A 15,600-nucleotide genomic window follows, 5' to 3' on the forward strand; every position below is an offset into this window, starting at 1 on the left:
CATCGGGCTTGCCAAACAGCGAGGCCCGGTGGCGGCGCACGCAGACCGAAAGGAACTCTTCAGATCGCCTTCGTGATCTGTGGCCGACCGTTGCCGGAGCGCCACTTATTCCCTCCATTCGCCTAGTCCCATCGCGGTTAATTGTCGCAATTAGTGACGACATCGCAAGCGGTTGCAAGCGGTTGACGGACTGCGGGCGCGGTTTGATAATGCCGATAGCGTAGAGTAAGGTCGCCGCGGCGCGAGCTGGCATCGGCGCTATTTTGGCTGGACTGCCGTGATCTGGACTGCCGTCATTATGAAAATCCGCCTCGCATTACTCCTCACATTGTTTTTTTCAGTTGCGTCGGTAGCCCCGTCGTTCGCAGCCGGTGAGCGCTATGCGCTCGTGATCGGCAACGCGAAATATCCGGACGCCGAGGCGCCGCTGAAGGAGCCGATCAACGATGCGCGCGACATCGCCGAAGAACTCAAGCGCGACGGTTTCAATGTCGATATCGGCGAGAACCTCACCGGCGAGCAGATGCGCCGCGCTTTCGAGCGTCTGTATGGCAAGATCAAGCCGGGCTCCGTCGCGCTGATTTTCTTCTCCGGCTTTGGCGTCCAGTCGAGCCGGCAGAGCTACATGATCCCCGTCGATGCCCAGATCTGGACCGAGCCGGACGTTCGCCGCGACGGTTTCAGCCTCGAGACCGTGCTGGGGGAGATCAACAGCCGCGGCGCCGGGGTCAAGATCGCGCTGATCGATGCCTCCAGGCGCAATCCGTTCGAGCGCCGGTTCCGCAGCTTTTCCGCAGGCCTTGCGCCGGTGATTGCGCCGAACGGCACGCTGGTGATGTATTCGGCTGCGCTCTCGTCCGTCGTTTCCGACAATGGCAGCGACCGCAGCCTGTTCGTGAAAGAGCTGCTGAAGGAAATCCGCACCCCCGATTTGATGGCGGAGGAAACGCTCAATCGCACCCGTGTCGGCGTGACCCGCGCCTCGCGCCAGGAACAGGTGCCGTGGATTTCGTCGTCGCTCGCCGAGGATTTCTCCTTCATCCCCGGCGGCTCAGGCCCGCGGCCGGCGAGCCCGCCGCAGACTCCGGTGGCCACGGCGCCTGCAGCGCCGCCTGCTCCCTCGCCTGCGCCTGCACCGCCACCGGTGGTGGCCGCACCGGCACCTCCGCCGCCGCCCGCGTCGCCAAAGCCGGTTGAAGCCGCGATTCCTCCACCCCCGCCGCCGGCCAAGCCGGCCGAGAGCCCCAGTCCGACCGCGGTCGCGCTTGCCGACGATCCGACCATCAAGAGCCTGAACGCCAAGCTCAACGAAAATCCGGACGATGCGGCTGCGCTGTACCGGCGCGGGCAAGTCTATGCGAGCAAAGGCGCCTACGAGCTCGCCATCAAGGACTTCAACAATTCGCTGCGGCTGAACCCGAAGGATGTGGAAGCCTTCAACAACCGCTGCTGGGCGCGCACGGTGATCGGCGACCTGCAGGCGGCCCTGAAGGATTGCAACGAAGCGCTTAGGCTGCGACCGAATTTCGTCGATGCACTCGACAGCCGCGGCCTCGTCAACCTGAAGAGCGGCCAGAACAAGAATGCAATCGCTGATTTCGATGCTGCTCTCAAGATCAACCCGAGATTGACGTCGTCGCTGTATGGACGGGGCCTTGCCAAGAAACGCAACGGCTCAATTTCGGAAGGCGACCTGGATATTAACAATGCGAAGGCGATGGACCCCAATATCGTCAAGGAATTCGCCGATTACGGGGTGCAGTGACGATTTTTTTAAATGAAGGCTGGTGGCTCCCTCGAACCCTGTGGCGGGGCGTCCAGACTAAAGCAAAGCAGCCGGCCACGACCCAAGGGTCCGGCAGCTCATTTGGATGACGTTGGAACCGCGTGGGAAGCCCTCAGGAGGGGGACTGGCAATGGCAAACATCTCGGCAGCGAAAACCTTTACCGCAATCGTCTCGGTTGCAACGCTCGGCGTCGCAATTTCCTTTAGCGCGGGAACCGCGCTGGCCCAGGAAAAGAACGTTACCGAGGATCAGATCGTCCGCGCGCTGGCGCCCGAAAAGAAGCCGCTGACCCGCGGCCTTTCGACCGGCCCGCAGACCACCGTCGACCCGGCCGTAACCGCCGCCGAGGGCAAGTTCGTCCAGAGGATCCGCGGCCGCTCCACGCGTTCGCTTTCGAGCGCCGAGCGCGAGGAGATCGCCGCCATCGTCAAGGACAAGCCGAAGATCGATCTGGAGATCAACTTCGACTACAACTCGGCCGATATCAGCGCGAAGTCGCTGCCGTCGGTTCAGGCGCTCGGCCGCGCGCTCACCAACAATGATCTCAAGGGCTCGACCTTCGTGGTCGCCGGCCATACCGACGCTGCCGGCGGCGATGCCTACAACCAGGATCTCTCCGAGCGCCGCGCCGACGCGATCAAGCGCTATCTCGTCGACAAATATGGCATCAACGGCACCGATCTCGTCACCGTCGGATATGGCAAGAGCAAGCTCAAGGATCCGGGCCAGCCGATGGCGGAAGTGAACCGCCGCGTCCAGGTGGTCAACATGGAAAACAAGGCCACGGCGTCGAACGCAGCCAAATAAGGCCTTGCAAATAAGGACCTGCAAGCAAGGGCGTGGCGCCGACCAATAGTTTCCGGCTACAATGCGTCCCGCAGCACCCGTGCGGGACGTATTCGTTTTGGGCTCCATTGCAGGTCGTCGGCCGGCCAAATGCGCCCTGTTTGATTTGACTTCCAGTCTGGATTGATCCGGCGATGAAATTCTCCGAATACCTCAAACCTGCGCTCGGAGTGGCTTTCGTTGCCGTTCTGGCCGTCGGCTATTACTGGTTCGAGCACCGTCCGCGCGCGGAAGAAAAAGACACGCCGGGTCAGGCGCTGGTGGTCGTGACCAAGTCCACCAATGCCTGCTTCTCCGACATGGTGCGGGTCACCGGCTTTATCGTGCCGCGCCGCGAGGCCCAGGTCGGCGTCGACCAGGAAGGCTCCAGGGTCACCGACCTGTTCGTCAAGGAAGGCGATATGGTCACCGAAAATCAGGAACTGGCGCGCCTCACCGCGCCGCCGCAGCAGCCGGGAGCCCCCGGCGGCCGATCCGGGCCGATATCGCTACGCGCACCTGCCGCCGGCCTCGTCACCGAAGTAAGGACCGCGGTCGGCGCTCCCGCCTCGCCGCAGGCCGGCCCGATGTTCCGCATTTCCGTGAACAATGAAATCGAGCTCGAAGCCGAAGTGCCGAGCGTTCATCTGCTCAAGCTCAATCCGGGTGCTACGGTGCGCATCAGCCGTGATGACGCGCCCGATGTTGTCGGCAAGGTCCGGCAGATCTCGCCGCAGATCGACCGCACCACCCAGCTCGGCAAGGTGCGGATTTCGCTGAACAACAATCCCTCCCTCAAGGTCGGCATGTTTGCCCGCGCCAATATCGACGCCAAGCGCTCCTGCGGCGTCGCCGTCCCGCGTACCGCCATCGACCGCCTGACGCTGCAGGTCGTGAAAGGCAACACCATCGAGACGCGAAAAGTGCGCGTCGGCCTGACCTCCGAAACCTCCACCGAAATTCTTGAAGGCCTCGACGTCGGCGAAACCGTCGTGGCCGATGCTGGCACCTCTTTGCATGACGGCGACCAGGTCAAGACCATGTTCGCCGATGAACTCGAGCGCACGCGGGCACGCTAATGGCTTTGAATATCTCGGCATGGTCGATCCGGAACCCGCTGCCTTCGATTGTCTTCTCGATCATCCTGCTGGTGCTGGGCTGGGTCAGCTTCACCAAGCTCGCGGTGACGCGGTTACCCAGCGCCGACATTCCGGTGATCTCGGTCGCGGTAGCGCAATTCGGCGCGGCTCCCGCCGAGCTGGAGAGCCAGGTCACCAAGACCATCGAGGACGGCGTATCCGGCGTCGAGGGCGTGCGGCATATTTCATCCTCGATCACCGACGGCCTGTCGGTGACCACGATCCAGTTCGCGCTGGAGACCAACACCGACCGCGCGCTCAATGACGTCAAGGACGCCGTCACCCGCGTTCGCTCCAACCTGCCGCAAAACGTCAACGAGCCGCTGATCCAGCGCGTCGACGTGATCGGCCTGCCGATCGTCACCTACGCTGCGATCTCGCCCGGCAAGACGCCCGAGCAGCTTTCCTATTTCGTCGACGACGTCGTCAAACGCGCGCTGCAGGGCGTGCGCGGCGTGGCGCAAGTCGAGCGTATCGGCGGTGTCGAGCGCGAGATTCTTGTCTCGCTCGATCCCGACCGGCTGCAGGCCGCGGGGCTGACCGCCGTCAACGTCAGCCAGATTCTGCGCGGCACCAATGTCGATCTCGCCGGCGGCCGTGCTGAAATCGGCAAGAACGACCAGGCAATCCGCACGCTGGCCGGCGCTAAGACGCTGAACGAACTTGCCGGCACCATGATCCCGCTGTTCGGCGGCGGCGAGGTGCGGCTCGACGACCTCGGCACGGTCACCGACACCATTGCCGATCGCCGGACCTTCGCCCGCTTCAACGGCGAGCCGGTGGTGGCGCTCGGCATCAAGCGTTCCAAGGGCGCCAGCGACGTCGTGGTTGCCGCCGCCGTGCAGAAGCGAATCGATGCGCTGAAGGTTGCCTATCCCGATGTCGATCTGAAGCTGATCGATACCTCGGTCGACTTCACCAAGGGCAATTACGATGCGGCGATCTCGACCTTGTTCGAGGGCGCAATCCTTGCGGTGATCGTCGTGCTGCTGTTCCTGCGCGATATCAGAGCCACCATCATCGCTGCGATTTCGCTGCCGCTGTCGATCTTCCCGGCGTTCTGGGCGATGGACCTGCTCGGCTTCTCGCTGAACCTGGTCTCTTTCCTCGCCATCACGCTGTCGACGGGTATTCTGGTCGACGACGCCATCGTCGAGATCGAGAACATCGTGCGCCACATGCGCATGGGCAAATCGCCCTATCGCGCGGCACTCGAAGCCGCCGACGAAATCGGCCTTGCCGTGATCGCGATCTCGCTGACGATTATCGCGATCTTTGCTCCCGCCAGCTTCATGTCCGGGATCGCCGGGCAGTTCTTCAAGCAGTTCGGCATCACCGTGTCGGTGCAGGTGTTCTTCTCGCTGCTTGCCGCGCGCTTCGTCACGCCGGTGCTCGCGGCTTACTTCCTCAAGGATCATCCGCACGAGGACCCGCCGCCCGGACGTATCCTGCAGACCTACACCAAGTTGGTGACCTGGTCGGTGAAGCACTATTTCATCACCGTGTTGATCGGCTTCGGCGTCTTCGCAGCCTCGATCTGGAGCATCACACTGCTGCCGCAGGGCTTCCTGCCGGCGCAAGATACCGCGCGCTCGCTGCTCGCGATGGAGCTGCCGCCGGGCACGCAGCTCGCCTATACCGAGAAGGTGACGGAGGAAATCGTCGCCCGCCTGCGCAAGCGGCCCGAGGTGAAGAGCATCTTCGTCGATGGTGGAAGGGTGCCGCCGGGAACACAGGAAGTGCGCCGCGCCGCGCTGATTATCAATTACACGCCGAAGGCCGATCGCAAGATCACGCAGCGGCAACTCGAGCTCGAGATCGGCCAGGAACTGGAAAACGTTCCGGACATCCGCTTCTGGTTCCTCGACGAGAACGGCCTGCGCGCGATTTCGCTTGTCGTGACCGGGGTCGACAGCAACATCGTCAACAACGTCGCCAGCGAGCTGGCGACGCAGATGAAGCGGATTCCGATCATCGCCAACGTGATTTCGGAAACCTCGCTCGACCGGCCTGAACTGCGTATCCGGCCCCGCGCCGAACTCGCGGCACGTCTCGGCGTCTCCACCGAGAGCCTGTCGCAGACGATCCGTGTCGCCACCATCGGCGACGTCGGTCCGGCCTTGGCGAAATTCGATGCCGGCGACCGTCAGGTGCCGATCCGCGTCCAGCTCGAGGACAATGCGCGCAGCGATCTGCAGATGCTGCAGCAATTGCGGGTGCCGCTCGGCCAGCGCGGCGAACGCGGCGGCGTGCCGCTGTCGGTTGTCGCCGACATCCAACTCGATCAGGGCCCGACCAGCATCAACCGCTACGACCGCGAACGGCAGGCGACGGTGGCCGCCGACCTCGTCGGCAACGCAGCGCTCGGCGACGCCACCAAGATGATCTACGATCTTCCGGTCATGAAGAGCCTGCCGAAGGGCGTGAAGGTCAGCCCGTCGGGCGACGCCGAAAGCCTCAACGAATTGTCGGAAGGGTTTGCCACCGCCATCACCGCCGGCCTGATGATGGTGTACGCGGTGCTGGTGCTGCTGTTCGGCACCTTCCTGCAGCCGATCACCATCCTGTTCTCGCTGCCGCTCTCGATCGGCGGCGCGATTGCAGCCTTGCTGTTGACCGGCAAGCAGCTCACGACGCCGGTATGGATCGGCATTTTGATGCTGATGGGCATCGTCACCAAGAACGCGATCATGCTGGTGGAGTTCGCGGTGGAAGCGATCCGCGAAGGCAAGAAGCGCGACGAGGCCATCATCGACGCCGGCATGAAGCGCGCGCGCCCGATCGTGATGACGACGATCGCGATGGCCGCGGGCATGATGCCGTCAGCACTGGCGTTTGGTGCCGGCGGCGAATTCCGCTCGCCGATGGCCCTCGCCGTAATCGGCGGCCTGATCTTCTCCACCATCCTGTCGCTGGTGTTCGTGCCGGCGATGTTCATGGTGATGGACGATCTCGGCGCCCTGTGCTGGCGGCTGGGCAAGAAGCTGATCGTCTCCAGCGCAGAGACGGAGTCCGCAGGTCACGGATCAGATCATCACAAGGAGCCACCGGCCAAGGGCCCGCCGGCGATGTCGCCTGCGGCGGAGTGAGAGAGCATTCGGTGGTCGATTTCGCCGGTCCCGATATCGCTGAGGATCCTCGCCGTTACGACCACTTTCGGCAGACACGGATTGCCGCGCCGTTTGACGAGGTCAAGGCATGGGTTGCGAGCTGGGGGCCGACAACGAATTGCCCCGGCCGCAACCTCGCAGGATCGGATGATCCTTCGCGATCCGCTTCGGCGCGGCCGACATTCTCTGGCACGGTCGCGAAGCGCGTGTAGCGCCCCCAGCCCCTACTCGTTCCTTGCCACCGCCGTCAGCTTGGTCATGTTCTGCAGCAATATCCGTCCGCGCTGCAGGTCCAGAATGCCGTCCTTGCGCCAGAGTTGCAGTTGACGGTTGACGCTTTCGCGGGCGGCGCCGACGAAGACGCCGAGTTGCTCCTGCGAGATGTGCACTTCGGAGCCGAAGTCGGAGGCGAGTGCGCAGAGCCTTCGCGCCAGGCGGACCGGCAGCGGCTGCAGCACGGATTCTTCCATCCGCTCGCTCTGCCAGCGGATGCGCTGGCACAACAGCATCATGATCTTGATCGCGACCTTGGGCTCGCGCTCGAGGAAGGCGAGGAAATCCTCGCGCCGCAGCACGAACAGTTCCGACGGCTCGCCGGCGGTGGCGTCCGCGGTGCGGCTCTGGCCGTCAAGGACGGCAACCTCGCCGAACAGATCGCCGGGGCCCATGAAATTCAGCGTCAGGCGGCTGCCGTCGGAGGCGCCGGTCTCGATCCGGATCTGGCCGCGCCGGACCCCGTACAGCGCGTCGCCGGCATCGCCCTTTTGGAACAACATCTCGCCAAGGCCGAGCTGCTCGGTGTGGCAAAGGCCGGAGATGCGCTGCAATTCGTCGGCGCCCAGATCCGCAAACATCGGGTTCATTTTCAAAATGACCGCAAATTCGGCCTGTTTGCTCATTGTACTACCTTCCAAAATAAGCCCGGTCCCGCCCCCTCAGGCCGTTAGCAAGATTCCCACACCAACGAGTGTGTCATAAGTCACATAACTTTGCAGTACCCTGGGAATATTTTTGGCTTCTTGGGCCCCATCCTCTTTCCGGGATAAGCTCGCCTGACCGGTTGCGCCCGCGTCTCGCGCCACCGAAATATGTGCCGTTTGCGCGGTCTGGAATGTCGATATGAAAGCATTGAAACTTGCCGGCGTCGCCATTGCCGCCGTGATCGTCGTCATCGCGCTGCTGCTGGTGATCGGCGTCCCGTCCAGCTTCCTGACGGCGCAGATCGAGGAGCGGGTCGAGCGCGAGACCGGCTACAAGCTCGCCATCAATGGCGGTGCCAAGGTCGGCCTGTGGCCATCGCTCAACATCACGCTGAACGATGTCACGCTGCAGAATCAGAAGGACCGCGACATCAACCGCCGCTTCGCGGCCGCAAGCATCGAAGCGGACGTGACCTTCGCCAGCCTGTGGGCCGGCAAGCCGCAGATCACCGAACTCGTCATCATCCGCCCGGTGGTGAACCTGCCGCTGAGGCGCGAGCGCGAGAGGGAGGCCAATCCTGCCTCGAAGCCCGCTGCCGGCAAGACATCTGGCGCTTTCTCGATCGAGCACATCAGCGTCACCGGCGGCACCATCGTGCTCTCCAACCTGCGCGATCGCGTCGAGAACAGGATCGAGACCGTCAATGCCGACATATCAATCGATTCCGATCGCAAGGTCGTGCTGTCGGGCAGCGCCCGCCGCAACGGCTATCCGCTGAAATTCGACATCAAGGCGGCACTGCCCGCAGCCCCGATCGAGCGGCAGAATATCCCGGCCGAGATCAAGATCGACGCGCCCGACCTGTTGCGCGCCCCGCTCACCGCCAAGGCCGAAGCCCGCCTCAACGGCTCGGTCGTGATGATCAACGGCGTCACCGGCGCGCTCGGCGACGCCGTGTTCAACGGCTGGGCCTCGGTCGATCTTTCGAGCAAGCCGCTGGTTAAGCTCGACCTCGATTTCCAGAAGCTCGCCATCGCGACGACGCGCAGCACCGGCGATTCCTCAGGCCAACCCTGGAGCAGTGCGACGATCGACGTCAACGGCCTCAATTATGTCGACCTGCAGGCGCGCATTTCCGCGACCGAGCTCAACATCGGCGATGCGCGTTTCACCCCCGCCGCGATCGACGCCACGCTCATCACCGGCGTGCTGAAGGCCCAGGTTTCCAACCTCGGCGCCTATGAAGGCAACGCCAATGGCGATCTGACCGTCGATGTCTCCACCGCCAATCCGACCTACGCGATGCGGGCCGATCTCACCGGCGTGCGCGCGCTGCCGCTGCTGCAGGGCCTCGCCGATTTCGACAGGATCGACGGCAGGATGCAGGCGAAGGTCAGCGTGCGCTCCTCCGGCACCAGCCAGCGCGCGATCATGTCGAACATGGCCGGCACCGCGTTCGTGGTATTCCAGGACGGCGCCATCAAGGGACTCAATGTCGCGCAGATGATCCGCTCGCTGACGGCGAGCACGCTGTCAGGCTGGCAGGAGGGCGCGGAGAAGGCGACGGACCTTTCGCAATTGTCGGCGTCGTTCAAGATCGACAAGGGACAGGCGCAGACCACCGATCTCAATCTGGTCGGCCCGCTGGTCAAGATGACCGGCGCAGGTACCATCGATCTCGGCACCAAGCAGATCGGGTTCCGCGTCGAGCCGAAGCTCGTGATGACCACCGAAGGCCAGGGCCGCGTCACCGATCCGGTCGGGCTCGGCATCCCCGTGATGATCTCGGGCCCGTGGGGGAGCCCACGGATCTATCCGGAGATGCAGGGCATCCTCGACAATCCCGACGCCGCCTATGCCAAGCTGAAGGAGATGGGCAAGGGCCTGTTCGGCCAGAACGGCGCCGGCCTCGGGGCTGCGATCGGCAACCTGCTTGGCGGACAGCCGGGGGCGACCGGCGGACAACAAGGCGGTGCGGGTGGACAGGGCGCGGCTGGCGGCCAGCTCGGCGAGACCATCGGCAATCTCCTGCAGCAGGGCCTGAGCGGATTGGGCCAGAGCCAAGGCCAGGGCGGCGCGCGGCCGGGCAGCCAGCGCAGCATCCCGAGCCGTACCTCGCCAGCCGAGGCGCCGACCGAAGCCGCTCCGGCCGAGCCCGCTCCCCCTGCGCCGCCGAGCGACACGACCGCCGAGCAGGACAGTCAGCCAATGAACGAGATCATGCGGCAGTTGTTCAACCGGTGACGCTCTCTCGATAGACCGTGCCCCCTTACCAGCCCTCTCCCGCAAGGGAGAGGCGGCGCAGCGCTTTCGCGGCTTTTTGACCCTAATTTGGGCAATAGAACCTCCTAACCATGTCGGCGGGCTCACAGCCCCTCCCCCCAATTCGTGCTAGACAGACCCCACGCCGGGGCTGCCGAGACAGACCGGCGCCAGTGACAAAACGATGCGCGCGCCCAAGCCGTGGGCCGGCACGAGGGTCCGGATGAACGAGGTCAAGGACAGAATAGGGTTCCTGCGCGAAGGCCTGTTCGCCAAATACGTCGTCGCGCTGGTCGGCCTCGTCGTGTTCGTGCTGGCCATCAACGGCGCGATGGAAGTCTGGATCACCTATCGCGGCATCAAGAGTTCGCTCAACGACGGCATGAGCGAGAAGGCGGAGGCAACCGCCAAGCGGATCCAGCAATCCCTGTCCGACCTCGAGCGGCAGATTTCCTGGGTGACGCGCGCCAGCGCCACCAAGATCACCGAAGCCGCAACGCTGGAGCAGCACCGCGAAGACTATGCGCAACTGCTGCGGCAGGTGCCGCAGGTCAGCCAGCTCTCGTTCCTCAACAGCCAGGGCCGTGAGCAACTCCGCCACACGCGCCAGACCGTCACGCTCGGCAGCGACGCCGATTTTTCCCGCAGATTCACCGAGACCATCTCGCGCGGCACCAGTTTTGCGCCGGCTTACTTCCGCGGTGAGCGGCCGTTGATGTCGATCGCGCTGTCGCATGCCGATGGCAGCACCACCGTCGCCGAGATCGACCTTGATTTCCTGTCGGAGTTTTTGATCGATGCCCAGGTTGGCAAGGTGGCGTTTGCCTACATCACCGATTCCAAGGGTGACGTGCTGGCCGCCTCCTCGAACGGGCCTGAAGTCGGCAAGAATCTGTCGGCGCTGCCGCAGGTCGCTGCCGTCAGCAAGCCCGGCGGCGTGGCGCCGGCGTCGGGCAAGGATGCCAATGGCAACGCCGTGCTGACCACATCGAGCCTGGTGCCGAAGCTCGGCTGGCACGTGTTCTTCGAACAGGAGACGGCGCAGGCGCTGACGCCGATCCGCGATCAACTGGTGCGGATCGCGCTTCTGATCGGGCTCGGCCTCGTGGTCGCGATCATCGCCGGCACCATCATGGCGCGCCGCATGCTGGTGCCGATCACGGCGCTGCAGGCCGGCGCGCGGCGTCTTGGCGCCGGCGATTTCGGCCACCGCATCGAGGTGAAGACGTCGGACGAACTGGAGGAACTGGCCAACCAGTTCAACGGCATGGCCGGACAGCTCGCGGAGACGTATTCGAACCTCGAATCCAAGGTGAAGGAGCGGACGCGCGATCTGGCGCAGTCGATCAACGAGCTCAAGGTGCTCGAGGAGGTCGGCCGCGCGGTCGCCTCCTCGCTCGACCTCAACGCCGTGCTGCCGACGGTCGCCGCGCGCGCGCTGGAAATCACCCATGCCGACGCCGTGCTGATCTATGGCTATGACGCCGGCAATCACCAGTTCAACCTGACGGAAGCGATCGGCATCGACCCGTCGGCCGAAGGCAGCCACCGCGCTATCGACGCCGACAACTCGCCGCTCGGCGAAGCCGCAACGAGCGGCGAGCCGATCGCGATACCCCAGCTCGGCGCGACGCCCGAACATCCCTTGCGCGATGTCGTAATCGAAGCCGGATTCCACTCGGTGCTGGTGGTGCCGCTGGTCGACCAGACCGGCATTCTGGGTTCGCTGGTGGTGCTGCGGCGGAACGCCGGCGAATTCTCCGCCAATCTCATCGGGCTGATGAAGACGTTTGCGCACCAGGCGGTGCTGGCGATGCGCAATGCGCGGCTGTTCACCGAGGTGGATCACAAGAGCCGCGAGCTTCTGGCCGCCAACGACATCGTGCGCGAGCAGGCCGACAAGCTGCAGGAGCAGACCGACCAGCTCCGGGACTGGAATCGCTCGCTTGAGGAGCGCGTCGAGACCCAGCTCGGCGAGATCGAGCGCATCCGAAGGCTGGAGCGTTTCCTGGCGCCGCAGGTGGCGCAACTGATCGCCTCCTCCGACGGCCATGAGGGCCTGCTCGACAGCCACCGCCGCGAAGTGACGGTGGTGTTCTGCGATTTGCGCGGGTTTACGGCGTTCACCGAGACCACTGAACCGGAAGAGGCGATGAACGTGCTGCGCGAATACCACGCGGCGCTCGGCGAACTGATTTTCAAGTATGAAGGCACGCTCGACCGCTATGCCGGCGACGGCGTGATGATCCTGTTCAACGCGCCGATCCAGTTCGACGACCATACCGCGCGCGCCGTTCGCATGGCGGTCGAGATGCGCGACACCATCGGCGGGCTGACCGACAAGTGGCGCAACCGCGGCCACAATCTCGGCTTCGGCATCGGCATTGCGCTCGGCTACGCCACGCTCGGCCAGATCGGTTTTGAGCAGCGGCTGGAATACGCCGCGATCGGCAGCGTCACCAATCTTGCGTCGCGGCTGTGCGACGAAGCCAAGGCCAACCAGATCGTGGTGTCGAGGCGCGTCTACGGCATGGTGGAGCCGTGGGTGGAAGGGCGGCCGATCGATGATTTGAATCTGAAGGGATTCAATCATCCGATTTTGGCGGCGGAGATCATGAGCTGGCGCGAGGAAGTAGACAACGTGGTGGATGCTGCGGCCGCACGACGGAAGAAGATGCAGTAGTCGATTCGTAGGGTGGGTAAAGCGAAGCGTGCCCACCATTCAGAGCCGTGATGATGAGAGATGGTGGGCACGCTGCGCTTTGCCCACCCTACGGCTCCGCCTTTGTGTCAAACAGCAGCAAACCTCCCGCGGCGCCACGCGCCCGAGGATTTACATCGTCATCCGCCCCCATAAAATTCAGAGGGCGCAGGGAAGCGTTCGCGAGACGCGACGGATCGCTGCCGCAACTGCGACCGACATGCTGGCAATAGTCCGCGCCCGCCCGTCAGTGCCAACCGGGCTGCTGCATTCGCGCGCGGGTCTGCGCCAGTTCTTCGAGATTGCTGTCGATCTGCGTGCGGTACATGCCGATATCCTTGAGATGGCGATCGTCGAGCTTGCGCAAGGCCTCACGCGCGGCGTGACGCTCGTGGCGCGCGATCACTGCCGCGATAAAGCGGTTGATGGTCCGGCGAACGCGCGCCAGCCAAACTGCAGTTCGCCAGGCAAATGGCCTGGTGGCGGAGGTCGGAATGGTGGTCAGTACGGTCATGGCGATGTTCTTCAAAGAGTAGTTGGAACTCGGTCAAGTTGCCGAGCATGCTTTCTACCGAAGGCCTGCTGCCAGCATGGTGTCAGCAGGCCTCGGCGCGTACGCCTAAAGGCGCGACGGATACCGGACACGACTACGTGAAGATCTGAATGAGGAAGCGATATGCCACACCGCCGGCAGGGCCAGCCCGCCGGCGATGCGAGGCGAAACTCGTCAGGCCACCTTTCGTCCGGCCGCGAGATCCTTGACGGCTTCGGTGGTCAGCGGCTGACCGCCGATGCCCCAATCGCCGCTCGCGACTTCGGAAATCTTGACCCAGGTAACGCCGCGCATGCTCTCGCCTTCGATCGACACCATGGCGTCGGTGAGCTTCCTGATCATCTGGCTCTTCTGCTCGGAATTGAACACGTTCTCGATGACGTGAACCTCTATCAATGGCATGCAATTCTCCTGGCTCTTATTTTTGACGCGTTTTCTTCACGCGAACCGGCATCCACTTCGCTCGAAAACGCTCTGGACCTCGCGGAAGCGAGGGCAGCGTCAACATGCCTGCTACGGCTGGCCAAGACTTTCAGACGGCTGTGATTTATCGTCCAGACGCGCTTGAGATATCGCCGCGAAGCTACTGCAGACCGGCGCGCCGAAACCCTTCCAGGTAATGCGCCTTGTCCGCCTTGTGTTCGAACGGCAATCCGCTGGCGAGCCAGGCGAGCGAGATGTTGGGCTGGGCGCGGCGAAGGCCTTCGAGGGCCGATTTGGCGGCGTCAGTGTCGCCGGCCATGCCGAGGGAGGCGGTCAGCACGCGGTGGGCGCCGACAAAGTCGGTGCGCTGGCGCAACGCTTCGCGCGACAGGCGGATCGCCTCTGCGTAATTTTTGCCGACATACTGGCAATAGGCGGCGACGCCGCAATAGATCGCGGCAAAGGGATCGCGCGGTGAGAATTTCAGCGCCTCGCGCGCGGCGCGATCGCCGTCCTCCCAGCGCCCGCGATAGGACAGCGCAACGCCATAGAGGCCGCGCGCGGGCGAGAAATTGGGATTGAGCCGAAGCGCCAGCTCGAACTCGGCGATGCAATCATCGAAGCGCCGGTTGAACAGATAGACGCTGGCCAGCGCATAATGCGCCCACGCGTCCTCGCTGTCGGCCCGGATCGCCGCCAGCGCCGCCCGCTCCGCCACCGGAACCACTTTGGTGATTTCCTGCCAGCCCATATGGGCGCTGAACGTATGGCAGGCCGCCAGCAGGCTGAGCGCCTGGCCGTAGGCGGGATCGACGCTGATCGCCTTTTCCAGAAGCGCCAGCGCCACCAGATTGTCCTGCCGCGTCACGCGCCAGTAATGCGACAGCGCGCGCATCACCAGATCCCACGCGTCCATATTATCAGGCGTCTTGCGCCGGGCCCGGAAATCCTCAGCCGCATAGAGCTGCGGCTCGATCGCCGCGACGACGGCCTGGGTGATTTCGTCCTGCACGGCGAACACGTCGGCGAGATTGCGGTCGTAGCGCTCGGCCCACAGCTGACTGCCGCTCGCCACGTCGACGAGCTGAGCGTTGATGCGCACATGGTCGCCGTCCTTGCGCACGCTGCCTTCGACGACATAGCCGACGCCGAGCTCCTCGCCGATCTCTTTGTGGTGAACGGATTTTCCCCGGTAGCTGAACGAGGAATTCCGCGCGATCACGTAGAACCAGCGCAGCTTCGACAGCGCGGTGATGATGTCCTCGCTGATGCCTTCGGAAAAATACTCCTGCTCCGGCTCGCCGCTAAGATTGGCAAACGGCATCACGGCGATCGCGGTGCGATTGAGCGCCGGGAGTTGTCGATGCGGCAGCTCGCCGGCGAAACCGGGCGAGGAAGGCGCATCGGCGCGCGACAGGGCGCCGTTCGCGGCTTTCGGCTGCACGTCGCCAACGAAACGAAAACCCTTTCGCGCAATGGTGCGGATCACGGCTTGATCCTTGCCGCTGTCGCCGACCGCCCTGCGCGCGGCGTTGATCCGGCTCGTCAACGTGGATTCGGAGACGATGCGGCCGTCCCATATCGTCTCGATCAGATCGTCCTTGGTGACGACGCGGTCGCGGTTTTCGATCAGGTGAATCAGGAGATCAAACACCTGCGGCTCGACCGCGATGCTCTCGCCGCCGCGGGTCAGCTCACGCAGGTCGACATCAAGTACATGGTTGGAAAAGTGAAATCGCACGGCTTCATCCCGGTTAAATCATCCTAGATCACTTCGTCCCGGCACGCGATTTCCGGTCATTTTGTTTGTCCCGCTCCCGGTGCGAGGTAGACCGAATTTCCCGGCGGGAAAGTGTGGGAAATTTCACAGAAAGAGAAA

The 15,600-nt window shown here is 63.8% G+C and carries 10 protein-coding genes; 6 read left to right on the forward strand and 4 right to left on the reverse strand.

Going from position 1 to position 15,600, the window contains the following annotated elements; all coding sequences use genetic code 11:
* Positions 1–298 precede the first annotated feature (298 nt).
* The 4 genes from C7G61_RS34960 (at position 299) to C7G61_RS34975 (ending at position 6,840) form a co-directional block, all read left to right on the forward strand.
* Positions 299–1,765 carry a caspase family protein gene (locus C7G61_RS34960; protein WP_108522255.1) on the forward strand — a complete coding sequence of 489 codons (1,467 nt, stop codon included), beginning with the start codon at positions 299–301 and terminating at the stop codon, positions 1,763–1,765.
* 151 nt (positions 1,766–1,916) lie between these two features.
* Positions 1,917–2,594, forward strand: coding sequence for an OmpA family protein (locus C7G61_RS34965; RefSeq protein ID WP_244608602.1), 678 nt, complete (start codon positions 1,917–1,919; stop codon positions 2,592–2,594).
* A gap of 173 nt (positions 2,595–2,767) precedes the next feature.
* A complete protein-coding gene (locus C7G61_RS34970) occupies positions 2,768–3,691 on the forward strand; it encodes an efflux RND transporter periplasmic adaptor subunit (protein ID WP_108522257.1) in 924 nt (307 codons plus the stop codon).
* Positions 3,691–6,840, forward strand: coding sequence for an efflux RND transporter permease subunit (locus C7G61_RS34975; protein WP_108522258.1), 3,150 nt, complete (start codon positions 3,691–3,693; stop codon positions 6,838–6,840). Before C7G61_RS34970 ends, C7G61_RS34975 begins: the two co-directional genes overlap by 1 nt.
* A 245-nt stretch (positions 6,841–7,085) precedes the next feature.
* Here C7G61_RS34975 and C7G61_RS34985 read toward each other — a convergent pair whose 3' ends face one another.
* A complete protein-coding gene (locus tag C7G61_RS34985; protein ID WP_108522260.1) occupies positions 7,086–7,760 on the reverse strand; it encodes a Crp/Fnr family transcriptional regulator in 675 nt (224 codons plus the stop codon).
* A 220-nt stretch (positions 7,761–7,980) separates the two neighbouring features.
* Here C7G61_RS34985 and C7G61_RS34990 point away from each other — a divergent pair, with 220 nt between their 5' ends.
* A complete protein-coding gene (locus tag C7G61_RS34990) occupies positions 7,981–10,026 on the forward strand; it encodes an AsmA family protein (protein ID WP_108522261.1) in 2,046 nt (681 codons plus the stop codon).
* Positions 10,027–10,267: 241 nt separating this feature from the next.
* Positions 10,268–12,727, forward strand: a complete 2,460-nt coding sequence (locus C7G61_RS34995) for an adenylate/guanylate cyclase domain-containing protein (RefSeq protein WP_108522262.1) — start codon at positions 10,268–10,270, stop codon at positions 12,725–12,727.
* 265 nt (positions 12,728–12,992) lie between these two features.
* Here C7G61_RS34995 and C7G61_RS35000 read toward each other — a convergent pair whose 3' ends face one another.
* The 3 genes from C7G61_RS35000 to C7G61_RS35010 form a co-directional block, all read right to left on the reverse strand.
* Positions 12,993–13,259, reverse strand: coding sequence for a YjiS-like domain-containing protein (locus C7G61_RS35000; protein WP_145963740.1), 267 nt, complete (start codon positions 13,257–13,259; stop codon positions 12,993–12,995).
* Between the two features lie 213 nt (positions 13,260–13,472).
* Positions 13,473–13,700 (reverse strand): tautomerase family protein, encoded by a 228-nt coding sequence (locus C7G61_RS35005; RefSeq protein ID WP_108522264.1) that lies wholly within the window; start codon positions 13,698–13,700, stop codon positions 13,473–13,475.
* A 181-nt stretch (positions 13,701–13,881) separates the two neighbouring features.
* The gene (locus C7G61_RS35010; protein ID WP_108522265.1) at positions 13,882–15,462 is read right to left on the reverse strand and encodes a winged helix-turn-helix domain-containing protein; all 1,581 of its coding nucleotides are present in this window, start codon (positions 15,460–15,462) and stop codon (positions 13,882–13,884) included.
* Positions 15,463–15,600: the final 138 nt, after the last annotated feature.

Origin of the sequence: Bradyrhizobium algeriense (genome assembly GCF_003062295.1) — a bacterium.
Taxonomy (GTDB): domain Bacteria; phylum Pseudomonadota; class Alphaproteobacteria; order Rhizobiales; family Xanthobacteraceae; genus Bradyrhizobium; species Bradyrhizobium algeriense.

Coding starts and splice junctions, on each gene's coding strand:
- C7G61_RS34960 (WP_108522255.1), top strand. CDS start 299: ATGAAAATCCGCCTCGCATTACTCCTCACATTGTTTTTTTCAGTTGCG.
- C7G61_RS34965 (WP_244608602.1), top strand. CDS start 1,917: ATGGCAAACATCTCGGCAGCGAAAACCTTTACCGCAATCGTCTCGGTT.
- C7G61_RS34970 (WP_108522257.1), top strand. CDS start 2,768: ATGAAATTCTCCGAATACCTCAAACCTGCGCTCGGAGTGGCTTTCGTT.
- C7G61_RS34975 (WP_108522258.1), top strand. CDS start 3,691: ATGGCTTTGAATATCTCGGCATGGTCGATCCGGAACCCGCTGCCTTCG.
- C7G61_RS34985 (WP_108522260.1), bottom strand. CDS start 7,760: ATGAGCAAACAGGCCGAATTTGCGGTCATTTTGAAAATGAACCCGATG.
- C7G61_RS34990 (WP_108522261.1), top strand. CDS start 7,981: ATGAAAGCATTGAAACTTGCCGGCGTCGCCATTGCCGCCGTGATCGTC.
- C7G61_RS34995 (WP_108522262.1), top strand. CDS start 10,268: ATGAACGAGGTCAAGGACAGAATAGGGTTCCTGCGCGAAGGCCTGTTC.
- C7G61_RS35000 (WP_145963740.1), bottom strand. CDS start 13,259: ATGACCGTACTGACCACCATTCCGACCTCCGCCACCAGGCCATTTGCC.
- C7G61_RS35005 (WP_108522264.1), bottom strand. CDS start 13,700: ATGCCATTGATAGAGGTTCACGTCATCGAGAACGTGTTCAATTCCGAG.